Raw genomic sequence first — 15,307 nt, 5'->3', positions numbered from 1 at the left:
AGCAGAGTCTATTTTGAAAATACTTTCCTAATTTTCCCAATTACGCTGATTATTCCCATAACGATTCCACCGGCAATGATTCCACTTAATGCGTCAATGAAAAGAGGAATAACTGCTCCCAAAGCATTTCCTGCAACAGGGATGTTTTTTACAGCATCGATAACAGTTTCAATCATATGATGGGCATCCGAAATACCGTGTAAAAGGATACTCCCTCCGACCAGAAACATTGCAGCTGTCCCGATAATAGTTAGAAATTTCATAAGTTTTGGAGCGAAATTAAGTAATCCCTCTCCCAAAGCTCTTTGGAATGAGCCTTTTTTCCCTTCGGGAGCGTTTTGATAAAGATACAATCCCGCATCATCCATTTTTACAATGGCGGCAACGAGGCCGTAAACTCCTACGGTGATCGCAATCGCAACACTCGAAACGACGAGGGTTTGGGTCATAATATCTTTATCGGCAACCGTACCTAGCGCAATAACAATGATCTCCGCTGAGAGGATAAAATCGGTACGAATCGCCCCTTTGATTTTCTCTTTTTCAAAGGCTTCAAGATCCATATCAGGGTTATGAAATGCCTCGATTAATTTCTGATCTTCATTATCTTCATGGTGCAAAAAAGGGTGCGCAATTTTTTCAAACCCCTCATAACACAGATAGGCACCGCCTAGCATTAAGATTGGTGTAATCGACCACGGAGCAAAAGCGCTAAGCCCTAATGCGGCAGGAACAAGGATGACTTTGTTTTTCAGTGAGCCTTTGGCTACACCCCACACAACCGGAAGTTCTCTTTCCGCCCGAATTCCCATCACTTGTTGAGAATTGAGAGCCAGATCATCCCCTAAAACGCCTGCCGTTTTTTTGGCGGCTACTTTGCTCATGGCGGCAACGTCATCTAGGAGAAGCGTTATATCATCGATAAGTATAAGAAGACTGCTTCCTGCCATTTGTTAATCCTTGAAAACGAGGGTGAGATGTTTCGGTAAAACAATATTTTTAAGCTGTTCGTGCGCTAAATAAAGAGAGGAACCTCCGATAACCAATGCATGCGTGTCTGAATCGATTTCTAATGTAATTTCAGACGCTTTAACCCGCCCTGCCAAAAGGATATGAGAGAGCCATAAAATACTGCTAAGAGTATTAAGGGTGGTATGATCGGGGAGCAATGGCTCGTACGAATTTTTTTGGATAAGCTCCGAAGCGTTTGTCCCTTTTTTGAAAAGCAATAGATGAGAGATTAGAACGATCTGAGAATGGCTTAGAGCATAATCTAATGCACTCATGGCTAAATAGTGGCTGTGCCGCTGATAGGCATAATATCTGACCCCAATACCGATACCGATCAGCTTGGCAGCAATGACAAGCTCATGTTTGTATTTGGGATTGATTTCGAGATGATCGTGTAGCAGATCAAACATCCGTTTGCACAAATGGGAACATTCCAGCGGATGATTGCTGTATTGCGCATAGGTATCCAAGAGATAACGAACACTCGGATTATAATTGGCAGGGAAACGATCTCCCGCATTACGGAGCAGATCAGATAAAAACACCCCTTCACGAACACCTACACCGCTGCACATCAAGGTTTTTGCTTGAGTATAGCGGATAATTCGCTCTAATATGAGTGCACCGGGTTTAATCGTATCAAAACGATCCGGTTTAATAAAAAGGGAGCGGAGCTTTTTTGGAGTCGCTTCTTGTATTTGATCGATAAAGCGTAAAAGCGTATCGTTTTTTGTGGTATACGCATGCAGTTTTTTGAGTGGATATTCCTCTTTTTTCATCAAGGCACGGGTCAGGGCCCGAAACGTTCCCCCGATACCGATGAGGGTTGTGGCTTGAAACGGAGGGAGAGTTTTCAGTGCTTGATCGATATAGGCTATGGCGCCTTCTATATTGTTCGTATCGAAAAAAAGTTCTTTAATCCGTACGGTTCCGATATTCAGAGAAAAAAGCTGTTCAACTTTTCCGTTGCGTATCTGAGTAAACTCGCTCGATCCCCCTCCGACGTCAACACTGATTGCATCGGGAATATCCGGAAGAAGATTGGCACATGCCATCCCTCCGAGATAGGCCTCTTTTTCTCCGCTGATTATTTTGATTGAGAGGTTGTGTTCACGTTGAATACGGGAAATAAATGTCGAAGCATTCGGGGCGTCACGCAATGCGGATGTCGCGACACAAAGGATTTTGCGAGCGCCGAAAGAACGTGCTATTGAGAGAAATTCTCCGATAGCACGCGCTGTACGTTCCATCGGTTCGTGTTGAAGATGACCGCCGTTTTTATAGGCATGTTCACTCAGGCGAACAGAACTTTTGGCCTCGTGAAGAATATGAAAAGCAAAACGGCTGGTTTTTTGAAAGACCGCCATTCGCATGGAATTGCTTCCGATGTCGATAACAGCGGTACATGAAGCCATTCTTACTCCTCTTCCTCCATAAGTTGTTTATGTTTGTAGAGAAGTTCTTGCATGGTTTCGACATTATCTTTGTCCGGTTCGATACAATCAACCGGGCAAACTGCGATACATGCAGGCTCATCATAGGTTCCTACACATTCGGTACAACGGTCCGGATCGATGATATAAATCGGATCACCCTCTTCAATAGCATCCATCGGGCACTCTTCACGGCATGCGTCACACGCTATACATTCATCGACTATAAGTAATGGCATGGTTTAACCTCTAATTGTTTCGTTAGTGCGCGATTTATAGCGAAAGGAACCTTTGAGGAGTTTTAAACGGCTTTATCTTATCGCTGCGGAAGAATACAGCAGAGCTTTGATGGGAGGACAAGCCGTGCAACGGTTCCGTCAATTCCATCATCACGGTTGGTAAGCGTGATCGTCGCTCCTATCGCTTCTGAAGCACTTTTCGCTAAAAAGAGCCCTAACCCTACACCCGACTTGTTTCCTTGGCGTTTAAACGGCGCAAACAGATCGACACTCTCATCAATACCGCACCCCTCATCGATTACTTCGATAACGATTCCAATCTCATTGAGATAGCTTTGGAAAACGATCGTTTTCCCTTCCGGGGTAAATTTGAGTGCATTTTGCAAAAAGTTTTGCAAAATTTGATTTAAAAGGGTTACTTGTAAGATGGCACTGAACGCATCGGGTTCAAAGCAGGTGATCAGTTTTTTGTTTTCGCTATGGGCAAGAAGTTTGAAATCCCCTTCCCATTTTTGGAGAATTTGGATGATATCAACCTGAACGGGGATCTCTAGTTGTGCCCCCTCTTGGCGCCCGATATTGAGGATATCTGCGACGATTTTGTTCATCTCATCGACGCTTTGATTAGTAATTTTAATGGCCTCAATATACTCTTCCGGAGTCCGTTTTTTGATTAACGTGACCTGATTTTTGAGTTTGATGACGGCGAGAGGAGTTTTGAGCTCATGCGCCGCACCGATAAAGAGCTCTTTTTGGTATTTGACAAAGTTTTGAATCCGCCCCATAAGACGGTTAAGCGTTTCGCCAAGAGGCTCGAATTCATCGGGAAGCTGCTCAACTTTTATCGGACGGATCAGGTGTTCGTTCATGTTTGCCAGACGGCGGGTGAGGGCGCTGATCGGAGCGATCAACATTTTTGAAAACGCGATAGCATAAAGGATAATGACGACAAAACCGACGGCATTAATTAAATAGATTGAATTCATAATTTTGCGTAACAGCCGTTTGGTCGGAGTAATATCACGACTGATTTTGAGATACGAAGAGTGTTCAAAATCAAATGGGTAAATAAGTGTAAGTGTTGTTGTTTTGTCTTTGTGCTGCGTCTCATAAAAATCGATCCGTTCATCGCTTTGGTTCAAGGTGATTAATTCAACATTCAATCCCATCAGTGTATCGGCACTGTTTTGCTGCGTTGCGGAGAGAAGCGATTTGTACGATGATATGTTTTCGGCATAACCGATCAATTCAGCTTGTTTCTCATCATAAATAGATTGTTTGATAAAAAGGTACAAAAAAGAGGAGAAGAGGATCACCAATGCCGCAGAAGCGACAATGAGTTGAAAGAGAAAGCGTCGTCTTATGCTTCTTTTGGAAAACAAAATACAACTCCTCTTTTTTTAGATATTTATATAGCATTGAAACCAAACTAATTATGTATTTTTAAATGGCTTTACAGTGCGTTTTGCATTCTTATTGTATGGATATGATTATACAGGATTTTATTACCGAATTGTGATACGGGAAGTCGAAGGAACATGAATTTTTATTTCTTTTGTGTTTGTAATCAAGCATGGAGTTAAATCCGGCCATTTTTGTAACAATTTTTTATCTATAATCTTGTACCTGTTCTGGTTGAAAATAGACGATCATATAAAAACTTTGTTAGAATGACAGAATTGTGATTTTTTAAGAGTATTATTTTTGTGTTTAATTTATAAAAAACAGTAAGTTGGATTATAAAGTGAAAGAATCATACAAAAATGTTCATCGTGCGTTTTTTCGAAAAACAATGAATATTTGGATATTGCTAATTATTTCTATTATTGTGACTTTCTTTGTTTGGTCTAATTCAAAAAATTATTATGATACCCGTGCGAAAAATGTATTTATGTCTCATGTCAATGAAGATGTAGATCATTTGAACCGCCAAATCTTGCGTTATGAAACCGTACTGCGGAGCGGAGTTGCTTTTTTTCAGGGAAGTGACAATGTATCCAGAGAAGAATGGCATAAATTTGTATCTACCCTCCAATTAAACCAGCATTATCCCGGTATGCAGGGGATAGGGTATTCCAAAATGCTTCGTGCCGATGAGATCGCTTCAACCGAAAAGCAAATGCGCTCCGATGGATATCCCTCTTTTAAACTCAAACCGTCTGGCATGAGAAATGAGTACAGCTCTATTTTGTTTTTGGAACCGATGGATAAACGCAATCTTCGCGCTATCGGGTACGATATGTTTTCCGAACCTGTACGACGTTTGGCGATGGAAAAAGCCAGAGATACCGGGCACCCTACATTATCAGGGCGTGTAAAACTTGTACAGGAGATGGAAACGGATATACAGCCGGGTATACTGATGTATTTGGCATATTACAAAAAAAACCTCCCTATTAATACGGTCGAAGAGCGGAGAATAGCAATCGAAGGGTTCGTATACAGTCCGTTTCGTATGAATGATCTTATGCGTGTCATAGCATTGAAAGATCCTGATATAAATTTTGAAATATATGATGTTGATCATCTTTCCAGTCGTAACCTTTTGTATCGTTCATTTAACAAATCATCGTATCATCCAAAATTCACGGCTATAAAAGTTATCGAAATCAATGGTCAAATTTGGCACATCCATTTTTACAGTTCTGAAAAATTTGATGCCGAACACAGTTCAAAATCACCTGTTTTATATACTGTCATCGGATTGCTTGTCTATATTCTTCTTATGTTTATTATATTGGGTTTGATTACGAGCCGTAGAATCATGGCTGAAAAGTCAAAAGAACTCATATCTCATAAAACGCGCCTTCGGACACTGCTTAATTCTGCCACCGATGGTGTGCATATTATCGATATGAATGGCAAAATTATCGAATACAGCCCTTCCTTCGCGAGTATGCTTGGGTATACCAATGATGAGATGGCAAAGTTGAATATCTTTGATATTGACCCAAAATTTTCAATTCAAGAAATTCTTAGTGCCTTTGAGCCATTGCCTGAAGAACCGATTACCTTGGAGACGATGTATCGAAGTAAAAATGGAGAATTCATTGATGTTGAGATCACGGCTCAAAAAATTCTTTTAGATGATGAACGGTATATTTACGCATCTTCCCGAGATATTACAGAACACAAAAAATCGGAAAAAGAGCTCAAAAAACTTTCGCAAGCAATAGAGCAAAGTCCAAATACGGTTATTATCACTGATTTGGCGGCACGTATCGAATATGTCAATAACGCATTTACAGCATCTACAGGGTATACCCTCGATGAAATTATCGGCAAAAATCCCCGTTTTTTGCAATCTGGGAAAACCCCTACCACCGTTTATATTGATCTTTGGGAGAAGTTGAAGCAAGGGAAAAGTTGGAACGGCGAATTTACCAATCTTTCCAAAGACGGTAAAGAGTTTACCGAAGAAGTTACCATATCACCGATCATACAGCCAGATGGGAACATCACTCATTATATGGCAATCAAAGATGATATTACCGAAAAAAAACGTGCTGCTGAACGGATCCATTATTTGGCGAATTATGATCTATTAACCGGTCTTCCAAATCGAAGCCAACTGAATGATCGGATACAGTACGCACTCAACGACGCAAAACGTAACGCTGGAGAAATCGCTTTATTATTTCTAGACCTGGATCGTTTTAAAGATATCAATGATACGTTAGGCCATAGTATTGGTGATCTGTTATTGAGAGAACTTGCCAAACGTGTGAAAAAGCTACTACGAGAAGAGGATACGTTATCTCGTCTGGGTGGAGATGAATTCATTTTTATGCTGCCACATACCAGTACACAAGGTGCTGCATTCGTCGCAGAAAAAATTCTTGATGTTCTTACCCAATCTTTTGATATCAATGAAAATGAACTGAACGTTACTGCTTCCATCGGTATCGCAATATACCCATACGATGGTAGCGATCCGGATACTCTTACTAAAAATGCCGATGCAGCAATGTATGAAGCAAAGCAAAAAGGGCGTAATAACTATCAGTTTTTTACCAAAGCAATGCAAGAGAATGCTTCCAAAAACTTGCAATTGATCAATGGTTTGCGTCATGCAGTTGAGAAAAATCAATTGTCTATCATGTATCAGCCGCAAATAGCGATTGCTGAAAATAAGATTATCGGATTAGAAGCGCTTGTACGATGGGAACACCCTGAATTTGGAAACATTCCCCCTTCAGAATTTATTCCGTTAGCCGAAGATAGTGGTCTTATTTTATCTATAGGCGAATGGGTATTGCGCAGGACAGTTGAACAGGCAAAAAAATGGCTTGATGCTGGCCTTCCGGAAACAATAATAGCGGTCAACCTCTCTGCCGTACAGTTTCGTCATCCCCATTTGCCTGAAATCGTCACAAGTATCTTAGAGGAGTTTGATCTACCTTCAAAGTATCTGGAGCTTGAACTGACCGAAGCGGTTGCGATGCATGATCCCCAAAGTGTTATCAGTATGATGGACAGATTACACGCCAAAGGTATTCGTATGTCCATTGATGATTTCGGGACGGGATATTCATCGTTGAGCTACATCAAAAAATTTAAAGTCTATAAGCTTAAAATAGATCAATCTTTCATAGCGGATATCAGCGATGATTTGGAGGACAAAGCTATCGTTAAAGCGATTATCCGCATGGCACACAGTCTGGGATTGCGTGTAATAGCCGAAGGGGTAGAAACAACCGATCAATTGGCATTTCTAAAAGAAGAATTATGTGATGAAGTACAGGGATATTTATACAGTAAACCTCTGCGGGCAAACGACTATGAATTATTTGTTAACGATTGGAAGTTAAAGCATTAACAAAACCACTCTATAGTAAAAATTGAAGAGAAGAGAGTATAAAATGAATGAAAGCCCTAAAATTGGGCTTTCAATATAAGAGAGAAAGGGGTTATGCTTCTTTTGGAAAACAAAAACGGTATCCTCGGCGGCGCACGGTTTCGATAGTAGTGATACCGAGCGGTTTATCCATTTTTTGACGGATTTGGTTGATCGCGACCTCGATAACGTTTGGTGTAACAAGCTCAGGCTCTTCCCAGATCGCATCAAGCAATTGCTCTTTAGAGACAATTTGATCACGGTGACGTGCAAGATGAGTCAATACTTCAAACGGTTTCCCTTTGAGTTCGATCTCTTTTTCTTTGTAGATGATTTTTTCTTCTTCCGGATTGATGGTCAAATCATCGATTTCGATAATGTTGCTTCCGCCGAAACGCAAACGTGCTTCGATACGTGCTACGAGAACATCGAAATCAAACGGTTTGCGGATATAGTCGTCTGCTCCCGCTTTAAGTGCTTCGATTTCGCTCTCGTTATCATCGCGTGCGGATAGGACAACGACGACAGTTTTTGGGGTATTGCTTTTGATGTCAGGGATGATATCGACACTGTTCCCATCCGGAAGCATCCAATCCATCAAAATTAGGTCATAGTTACGGATATCAAGATAATACTCGCCGTCTTTTAGGGTTTCGACGACATCGCTTTGGTAACCAAATTCTTTGAGCCCTTCTGCAAGGGTTTTATTGAGGGTTACTTCATCTTCAATGATCAGAATACGCATTCAGATTCCTCATGGTACGGAAATTTTGCCGAAATGATACCACACTTTTAGAATTTTTTAAACTTTTTTTCAATTTTTTTTAAAAAATGAAATTTTTTTGAACACCCACGGTGCAATTTGGGAGGATATCAGGCTTGCGTATGGTAAGAGAGAGTGATTGGATTAAGGGGAAATCGTTTTTGAGGATTTGACTCAGATGCCCCAAAGCGGTTTCAAGCAACTCAAATTGCTCTTTTTTCATCGTTGATTCTATCCGCTGGGCGACTTCAGCGTAGTTGATAAAACACTCTTGGGTATAAGAATATTCGATAATTGCATCGATTACTACCCGTTGGGGGGCAGTGCGCTCAAAATCGAGAATCCCGATGATGGTTTCAAACGTAAGGTTCTCGAGGAGGATTCTCATACGACGCGTTTCTCTTCCCCTTTGAAAAGACGGACAAAGTTCGGGATATGTTTATAAAAGAGGATAAATGCGATAAAAAGAACCGGTGCATGAAACATGCTTGGATAAAGGACAAACGAGGCAATGATGAGTCCAAGGAGACCGAGCATTGATGAGAGCGATGAAATGCGGATCGTTTTTGCCGCAACTCCCCAAACAACCAAGGCAATGGCGGTAGGGATAGGGAGCATGACAGCCATAACACCCATTCCGGTGGCAACCCCTTTTCCCCCTTCAAACCACATGTACGGGCTAAAGCAGTGACCCACTACAGCGAGAACGGCAACAAGCCATTGAACGCTATCACTCATACCAAAATATTTGGCGGCGAGAACAACTGCAATTCCTTTGAATGCATCAAGAGCAAGCGTTGCGGCACCAAGTTTTTTAGCCAAAGCAGGGTTAGTCTCTTTGACGACACGCAAAACATTGGTAGCACCTATACTTCCTGATCCGGCATCGGTGATGTTGACACCGGCGAATAATTTGGCGAGGATCAGTCCGAACGGGATACCGCCGAGGAGATAGGCTGCCAAGTAAAATTGTACATTTTGGTTAAATAAAAAATCCATTAGGTTCCTTTAGGGATAAACAGTGGCGTATTATAAATCACCGATGGTTACAACTGGCTAAAAAACTTCTTAAGAACTGGGAGCCTTCAACGATGCAAGGGAGTGAGTAGGTTATAATAATAGCTTTACTGTACGTAACAAGGATAATAGATTTGAATACTGAAGAATTGAAACAAAAAATTATTGATCTAAAAAGCCGTCTCAGCGTCACCGTTGTCGCCCATTTTTATCAGCGTGATGAAGTGTTTGAGATGGGAGATATCACCGGAGACTCCCTTGAGCTTGCCAAGCGTACCATGGCCGATGAAAAAGAGTACGTTGTATTTTGCGGCGTAGGATTCATGGGACAAAGTGTCAAAATTCTCTCTCCTCACAAACGGGTTTTGATGCCGAAAGTCGCCTGTTGCGCAATGGCAAAGATGATTGACGGACTCTATTATGACGAATCGATTACCAAACTCGAGGCAAGCGGTATAGCACAAGAGAATATCCTCCCGATCACCTATATCAACTCGAATGCCGACGTCAAAGCACGTGTCGGAAAAATGGGGGGAATGGTGTGTACGAGCTCGAATGCAAAAACGATCATTACCAAAGCGCTTCAAGAGGGGAAAAAGATCCTTTTTGTTCCAGATCGCTGTTTGGGGCAAAATATTGCCGCTCAGATGGGGCTAAAATCGTGTGTATTGGGTGATGGAAGCGATCCTAAAGAAGCGGACATCATCTGTTATGACGGGTTTTGCTCCGTTCATCAGCTTTTCAGCGTCGATGACATTGAGTTCTATCGCAATAAATATCCGGGAATTTTGATCGCGGTTCACCCTGAATGTGATCCGGCTATCTGTGAAAGAGCCGATTTTGTAGGTTCGACATCACAACTCATCAAATACATCACAGAGTTACCGGCGGATCAAAAGGTGGCGGTAGGAACGGAGTTTAATATGGTCAATCGTCTCCGTCCGAGTAACACTTATGTCCTCTCTTCAACCAAACCCGAATGTCCGACAATGAATGAGACGACGTTGGAAGATTTGTACAATGCACTTAAATCGATCGAGGATGGCGATCCGATCAACGAGATTCAGATTGATGAAGATACGGCACATTGGGCAAGAATATCACTTGAGAGGATGATGGCGCTATGATCGAACAATTTATCCGTGATGTATTGGCCGAAGATGTGGGGCGGGGGGATCTGTATGCGCGAGTATCCGATGCGGTGAGCGCCAGTGCGAAGATTATCGCAAAAAGTGACGGCGTACTCGCGGGAGAAGTGTATTTGCGTGTGTTGGCACAAATGGAGCAATTTGAGATCGTTTGGCATAAACACGACAGTGAATCGTTTGTCAAAGGAGAGGTGCTGATGGAACTCTCCGGCGATTCACACACGCTGCTGCGGATTGAGCGGACGCTGCTCAATATGCTTCTTCATGCCAGCTCTATCGCGACATTGACGCGCAAGTATGTCGATCTCATTGCTCCCTATGGAACGAAACTTCTGGATACGCGAAAAACCCGTCCGATGCTTCGAAACTTCGAAAAATACGCAACCCGTATCGGCGGTGCGACAAACCATCGTATGGGGTTGGATGATGCACTGATGCTCAAAGATACCCACCTCAAGACGATCAGTAATTTAGAGAGTTTTATGGAAGAAGCACGTAAAAAAATTCCGTTCACGTCGAAAATTGAGATCGAAGCGGAAGATTTCGAGATGGCAAAGCATGCTATGCGATGCGGAGCTGATATCGTAATGTGTGACAATATGAGCGTGGAGCAGTTACGCGAAGTTGTCGAATACAAATGGGAACACCACAGCAGTGTGTTGCTCGAAGCGAGCGGTAATATAACGTTGGAGACGATAGAAGCGTACGCGGCAACCGGTGTCGATGCGATCAGTACCGGAGCACTGATCCATCAAGCTTCCTGGATTGATATGTCAATGAAAATGGATTAAGTAAGTGGCTGACGATCAAGAAAAGACCGAGGAACCCACCGCCAAGAAACTCGAAGATGCCCGTGCCGATGGAAATGTTGCCAAGAGTCAGGATATTGTCGGGGTAGTGGTTTTATTTTTCGCGATTTTGGCAGTGCTGATGATGTTTTCATTCATCGCGGATCGGATGCTGAGTCTTTCCAAATACTATTTTTCACTCATGAAGCAGCCGCTTGATCGGGAATTGATGATGGACATGGCCGTCGTGACGATGAAAGAGTTTCTGATTATGGCGTTGCCTGTGTCGATTATTGTCGCAGTTGCCGGTATTTTCGGGACGGTAGCTCAAATCGGATTTAATTTTACAACCAAACCGCTTGTCCCTAATTTTGGAAAACTTGACCCGATCAAAGGGTTTGCCAATTTGTTTAGTCTTCAAAAAGCGATAGAATCAGTCAAAATCACCCTCAAATCGTTAACGGCATTGGGTATCGGATTTCTCTATTTTTGGTACTACGTCGAAGAACTTCCGACGGTGGCACTGTTTAACCTCCAAGATCAACTCGGATGGCTGCGGGATAAAGCGATCGTATTGGCCTCTGTAATGCTGATTGTTATTTTCATCTATGCGATCATCGATTTGTTTTTGGTACGAAAACAGTATTTTGACAAACTCAAAATGTCGCTTCAAGAGATCAAAGACGAGATGAAAAACATGGAAGGGGATCCGCATATCAAAGCGAAAATCCGCCAAATCCAGATGCAGGCGGCAAAAAAGCGTATGATGTCGGCCGTTCCTACCGCCGATGTCGTTATCACCAACCCAACCCACTATGCGGTGGCAATAGTCTATGATGAGACCAAACATAACGCTCCCGTTGTTGTGGCTAAAGGGGTTGATAATGTAGCCATTCAGATCAAAAAAGTGGCGCGGGAGAATGGGGTGCATATCGTTCAAAATCCGCCTCTGGCGCGTTCACTCTATGCTGAAGTAGAGCTTGACCGTCCGATTCCCGATATGTTGTTTGCAGCTGTTGCTGAAGTCTTGGCATACGTTTATAAAATGGGTAAAAAACAAAAAGGGTCACGTTAATGGATCGCTGGTATGGCATTTTAGCCGATAAAAGGATTATAGCCGGTGTATTTTTGGCAATTGCTGTCGTACTAGGGGGAGTCTTATGGTATCTTGAGAAAAAAGCGACGTATCAAACTCTTGAACGCCTTAGTGATCAACTCTCTATGGGGTTGAACAATCAGCTCGAAAAAGAGCGTTCTACCGCACTGCGCTATGCACTGATTCTCTCTCAAAATACTGCACTAAGCGATGCATTGGAACAAGAGGATGAAGATAAAGGGTTTAAGATTCTCTCCGAAGTGATGGAATCGATAAAACTTCATACCGATTCACTGATCCGCTCACAAATCATTACATCCGATTACATCATATTTGCCCGCAGCTGGGACAACTCGTATGCGGGGATGCCCTTGGATTATCATCGTCCCGATCTGCTTTATTTTCAAACACATAAAAATCCGCGCTCTGCCATCGAGGTAGGGAGAAAGCTTGGGGTGAAAGCGACGGTCCCGGTCTATTATCAAAAAAATATGATCGGATTTGTCGAAGTCGTCTCTTTCTTTGAATCGACACAGGAGTATTTTGATCGCTTGGGGATTGATCTATACATACTCATGGATGAACGTTTTTATGAAACAGCGGTCTTTATGCAAGAGAATCCTACAATCGGAAAAAAGTATATTTTAGCCAACCCAAAATATACGCAAAGTGATCTAAAGCTTTTGAACGGGGTTGATTTTAAGACATTGAAAACCGCCCGTGTCATCTTTAGTGGAGGTCGTTATTTGTTTTATGAACCTATGGTGAACGGTGAGGGTGAAAGTATCGGCGCTTTTGTATTTTCACTTTCTCCTAAGCAAGTTAATACGTATGCCCATTCGGACGAAGAGGATATCTCATTTTTGATCCATCTCTCCCGTAATGAACTGTATGATGTAATGGTCAAAAAATCGCTGGACAAAGGGCAGTTTCAAAGCGTATACGACAAAGAGCTGCTTTATTTGAAAGATACGGTTTCGCCTGAGGATAGAGAGGTTTATTTACAAGAGGCAAGAGAACGCTTAAATGCGTATTCCAAAGAAGAGTTGATAGGGATATTGCTCGATTATAAAGTGACCAGAGAGATAAAAGGGGAGATACGATGAGAGTGCTGTTACTCGAAGATGAATATATGTTGCGCGTCAGTATCACGGAATTTTTAGAAGAGATGGGATACGAAGTTGTTGGATTTTCTAATGGAGAAAAAGCGTTCGATGCAATTTATGAGACCCATTTCGATCTCTATCTCCTCGATGTCAATGTTCCAGGAATGAACGGCTTTGAATTGCTTCGCAGTATTCGCAAAGAGGGGAATAAAACTCCCGCTATTTTTCTTACTTCTATGGTCAATGTGAGTGATTTGCAAGAGGGGTATAAATCGGGATGCTGTGACTATGTGCGCAAGCCGTTTGATTTGACCGAATTGCAAATACGGATTATGCACGCATTGAAAAGTTATTACCATGACGGTGAGAGCAAAATCGATTTTGGAAGCGATTTGATTTATGACACGGAAAACTTTACTTTGACACATGGTGGAGAGAACATTTCCCTCTCTAAAACGGAAAAAGAGATTTTTACGGTTCTGCTCAAGCATACCAATCAGGTAGTGTCGGTTGAGATGTTCCAAGATGAGATATGGGGTGAATATGTTGATCCTGCGAATATCCGGGTACAGATTAATAATTTGCGCAAAAAACTTCCGGTGGATATTATTCAAAATCGACGCGGTTTAGGGTATATCATTGAACGATAATCGTTATGCATTGAAAAATGCTTTCATCTATACGATGTTGGTGGCGGTGTTATTATTGATACCGACGTATTTGTATGTCACCTATATGAAGTATGTAACCGAAATACAGTATGAATTCAAACTCAAACGGCAATCACATCTTATTATTCGCGCGATGGAAGAGTTTGATTCCAAAGAGAAGCAAAAATTTGATTATCCGAGGTTCCGTTCTTTTGAGTCAGGCTTGTATGATACTCATTTCAAGCCTATTTTTACACTCATCAAGGCTCCGTTGGACGAGCAAAAACTGGGGTATCATATCCAAAACGGTTATGCCTATGAAGTGATAGCGTTACCGGAGGGGCGTTATTTTGATGCAGCGTATCTTGTGGTAGCCGGTCAGATCTCTTACACACGAATTTATCAGGATGTGGTGATAATCTTGCTGGGAGCAGCCGCTATATTTTTTGTGTTGTCGCTTTATTTTCTTGATCGCTTCGCCTTGCCGTTTCAGCGTCTGAACAAACGGCTGGATCAATTTATTAAAGATTCGATGCATGAGATCAATACACCGCTCTCCATCATCAATGTAAATATCGATCTTTATCACCGAGCCAATCCGAGCAATAAATATCTTCAGCGAATCAAAGCGGCGACGAAAACATTATCGACACTGTACAATGATATGGACTATTTGATCAAAAACGAGCGGCTCTCTTTTGAATATGAAAAGATCGATTTGAGCCGATATGTTCAGGAAAGATGTGATTATTTTCATGAAGTGGCCGCATTGAAAAATATTACCATCGAATCAAAGATCGAAGAGGGTATCGATATCCTCTTTAACTCTACGCAGCTCCAGCGAATCATTGATAATAATCTCTCCAATGCGATCAAGTATTCGAATGAAGAGGGGAAAATAGAGGTGATACTGGAACGACTTGAGGGCAGATGCACTCTTTATTTTCGTGATAACGGTGTCGGCATTGAAGATGTCAACCGGATTTTTGAGCGGTATTACCGAGAAAATCAGGATAAGGGGGGATTCGGAATCGGATTGAACATTGTTAAATCGATTATCGATAAAGCTGGCATTGAACTTCACATAGACTCTATATATGGAAAAGGGAGTACATTCTCTTATACTTTTTACCCTCCGATTTACATCAACTCTTAATATTTGACATTTTTTACATAAATTTTACACTCCTATTTTACAATGCTCCTTGAAATATAACTT

Annotated in this window: 14 protein-coding genes; 7 read left to right on the top strand and 7 right to left on the bottom strand. The window is 42.0% G+C overall.

The window, feature by feature from the left end; genetic code table 11:
* Nucleotides 1–8: 8 nt before the first annotated feature.
* The 4 genes from CJD30_RS01060 to CJD30_RS01045 form a co-directional block, all read right to left on the bottom strand.
* The gene (locus tag CJD30_RS01060) at nt 9–950 is read right to left on the bottom strand and encodes a DUF808 domain-containing protein (protein ID WP_294915444.1); all 942 of its coding nucleotides are present in this window, start codon (nt 948–950) and stop codon (nt 9–11) included.
* A gap of 3 nt (nt 951–953) precedes the next feature.
* Entirely contained in the window at nt 954–2,426 is a 1,473-nt protein-coding gene (locus CJD30_RS01055) for a Ppx/GppA phosphatase family protein (RefSeq protein ID WP_294915442.1), read from the bottom strand.
* A 2-nt stretch (nt 2,427–2,428) separates the two neighbouring features.
* Nucleotides 2,429–2,683, bottom strand: a complete 255-nt coding sequence (locus CJD30_RS01050) for a YfhL family 4Fe-4S dicluster ferredoxin (protein WP_294915440.1) — start codon at nt 2,681–2,683, stop codon at nt 2,429–2,431.
* Nucleotides 2,684–2,760: 77 nt separating this feature from the next.
* A complete protein-coding gene (locus CJD30_RS01045) occupies nt 2,761–4,065 on the bottom strand; it encodes a HAMP domain-containing sensor histidine kinase (RefSeq protein WP_294915438.1) in 1,305 nt (434 codons plus the stop codon).
* A 509-nt stretch (nt 4,066–4,574) separates the two neighbouring features.
* Between CJD30_RS01045 and CJD30_RS01040 the strand changes: the two genes are divergently transcribed.
* A complete protein-coding gene (locus tag CJD30_RS01040) occupies nt 4,575–7,502 on the top strand; it encodes an EAL domain-containing protein (protein WP_294915436.1) in 2,928 nt (975 codons plus the stop codon).
* Between the two features lie 91 nt (nt 7,503–7,593).
* Here the strand turns inward: CJD30_RS01040 and hsrA are convergent, their stop codons facing one another.
* From hsrA to plsY, 3 genes are all read right to left on the bottom strand, one after another.
* Nucleotides 7,594–8,265, bottom strand: coding sequence for a homeostatic response regulator transcription factor HsrA (gene hsrA / locus CJD30_RS01035; RefSeq protein ID WP_294895609.1), 672 nt, complete (start codon nt 8,263–8,265; stop codon nt 7,594–7,596).
* Between the two features lie 79 nt (nt 8,266–8,344).
* Nucleotides 8,345–8,671: a dihydroneopterin aldolase gene (locus tag CJD30_RS01030; RefSeq protein WP_294915434.1), complete on the bottom strand. Its 327-nt coding sequence runs from the start codon at nt 8,669–8,671 to the stop codon at nt 8,345–8,347.
* Nucleotides 8,668–9,282, bottom strand: a complete 615-nt coding sequence (gene plsY, locus CJD30_RS01025) for a glycerol-3-phosphate 1-O-acyltransferase PlsY (protein WP_294915431.1) — start codon at nt 9,280–9,282, stop codon at nt 8,668–8,670. The genes CJD30_RS01030 and plsY overlap by 4 nt, the downstream gene beginning before the upstream one ends.
* A 146-nt stretch (nt 9,283–9,428) precedes the next feature.
* On the opposite strand from plsY, the gene nadA reads away from it, so the two are divergent.
* The 6 genes from nadA to CJD30_RS00995 are packed head-to-tail and all read left to right on the top strand — an operon-like array spanning nt 9,429 to nt 15,244.
* Nucleotides 9,429–10,427: a quinolinate synthase NadA gene (nadA, locus tag CJD30_RS01020; RefSeq protein ID WP_294915736.1), complete on the top strand. Its 999-nt coding sequence runs from the start codon at nt 9,429–9,431 to the stop codon at nt 10,425–10,427.
* Nucleotides 10,424–11,239 carry a carboxylating nicotinate-nucleotide diphosphorylase gene (gene nadC, locus CJD30_RS01015; protein WP_294915429.1) on the top strand — a complete coding sequence of 272 codons (816 nt, stop codon included), beginning with the start codon at nt 10,424–10,426 and terminating at the stop codon, nt 11,237–11,239. The genes nadA and nadC overlap by 4 nt, the downstream gene beginning before the upstream one ends.
* Nucleotides 11,240–11,243: 4 nt before the next feature.
* Nucleotides 11,244–12,311: a flagellar biosynthesis protein FlhB gene (gene flhB / locus CJD30_RS01010; protein WP_294915427.1), complete on the top strand. Its 1,068-nt coding sequence runs from the start codon at nt 11,244–11,246 to the stop codon at nt 12,309–12,311.
* Entirely contained in the window at nt 12,311–13,438 is a 1,128-nt protein-coding gene (locus CJD30_RS01005; RefSeq protein ID WP_294915425.1) for a cache domain-containing protein, read from the top strand. Before flhB ends, CJD30_RS01005 begins: the two co-directional genes overlap by 1 nt.
* Nucleotides 13,435–14,088 (top strand): response regulator transcription factor, encoded by a 654-nt coding sequence (locus tag CJD30_RS01000; protein ID WP_294915423.1) that lies wholly within the window; start codon nt 13,435–13,437, stop codon nt 14,086–14,088. Before CJD30_RS01005 ends, CJD30_RS01000 begins: the two co-directional genes overlap by 4 nt.
* Nucleotides 14,078–15,244: a HAMP domain-containing sensor histidine kinase gene (locus tag CJD30_RS00995; protein WP_294915421.1), complete on the top strand. Its 1,167-nt coding sequence runs from the start codon at nt 14,078–14,080 to the stop codon at nt 15,242–15,244. Before CJD30_RS01000 ends, CJD30_RS00995 begins: the two co-directional genes overlap by 11 nt.
* Nucleotides 15,245–15,307 lie beyond the last annotated feature (63 nt).

Origin of the sequence: Sulfuricurvum sp. PD_MW2 (genome assembly GCF_002633015.1) — a bacterium.
Taxonomy (GTDB): Bacteria; Campylobacterota; Campylobacteria; order Campylobacterales; family Sulfurimonadaceae; genus Sulfuricurvum.
The sequence above is the reverse complement of the archived record's forward strand: the minus strand, read 5'-3'. Positions and strand labels throughout refer to the sequence as shown.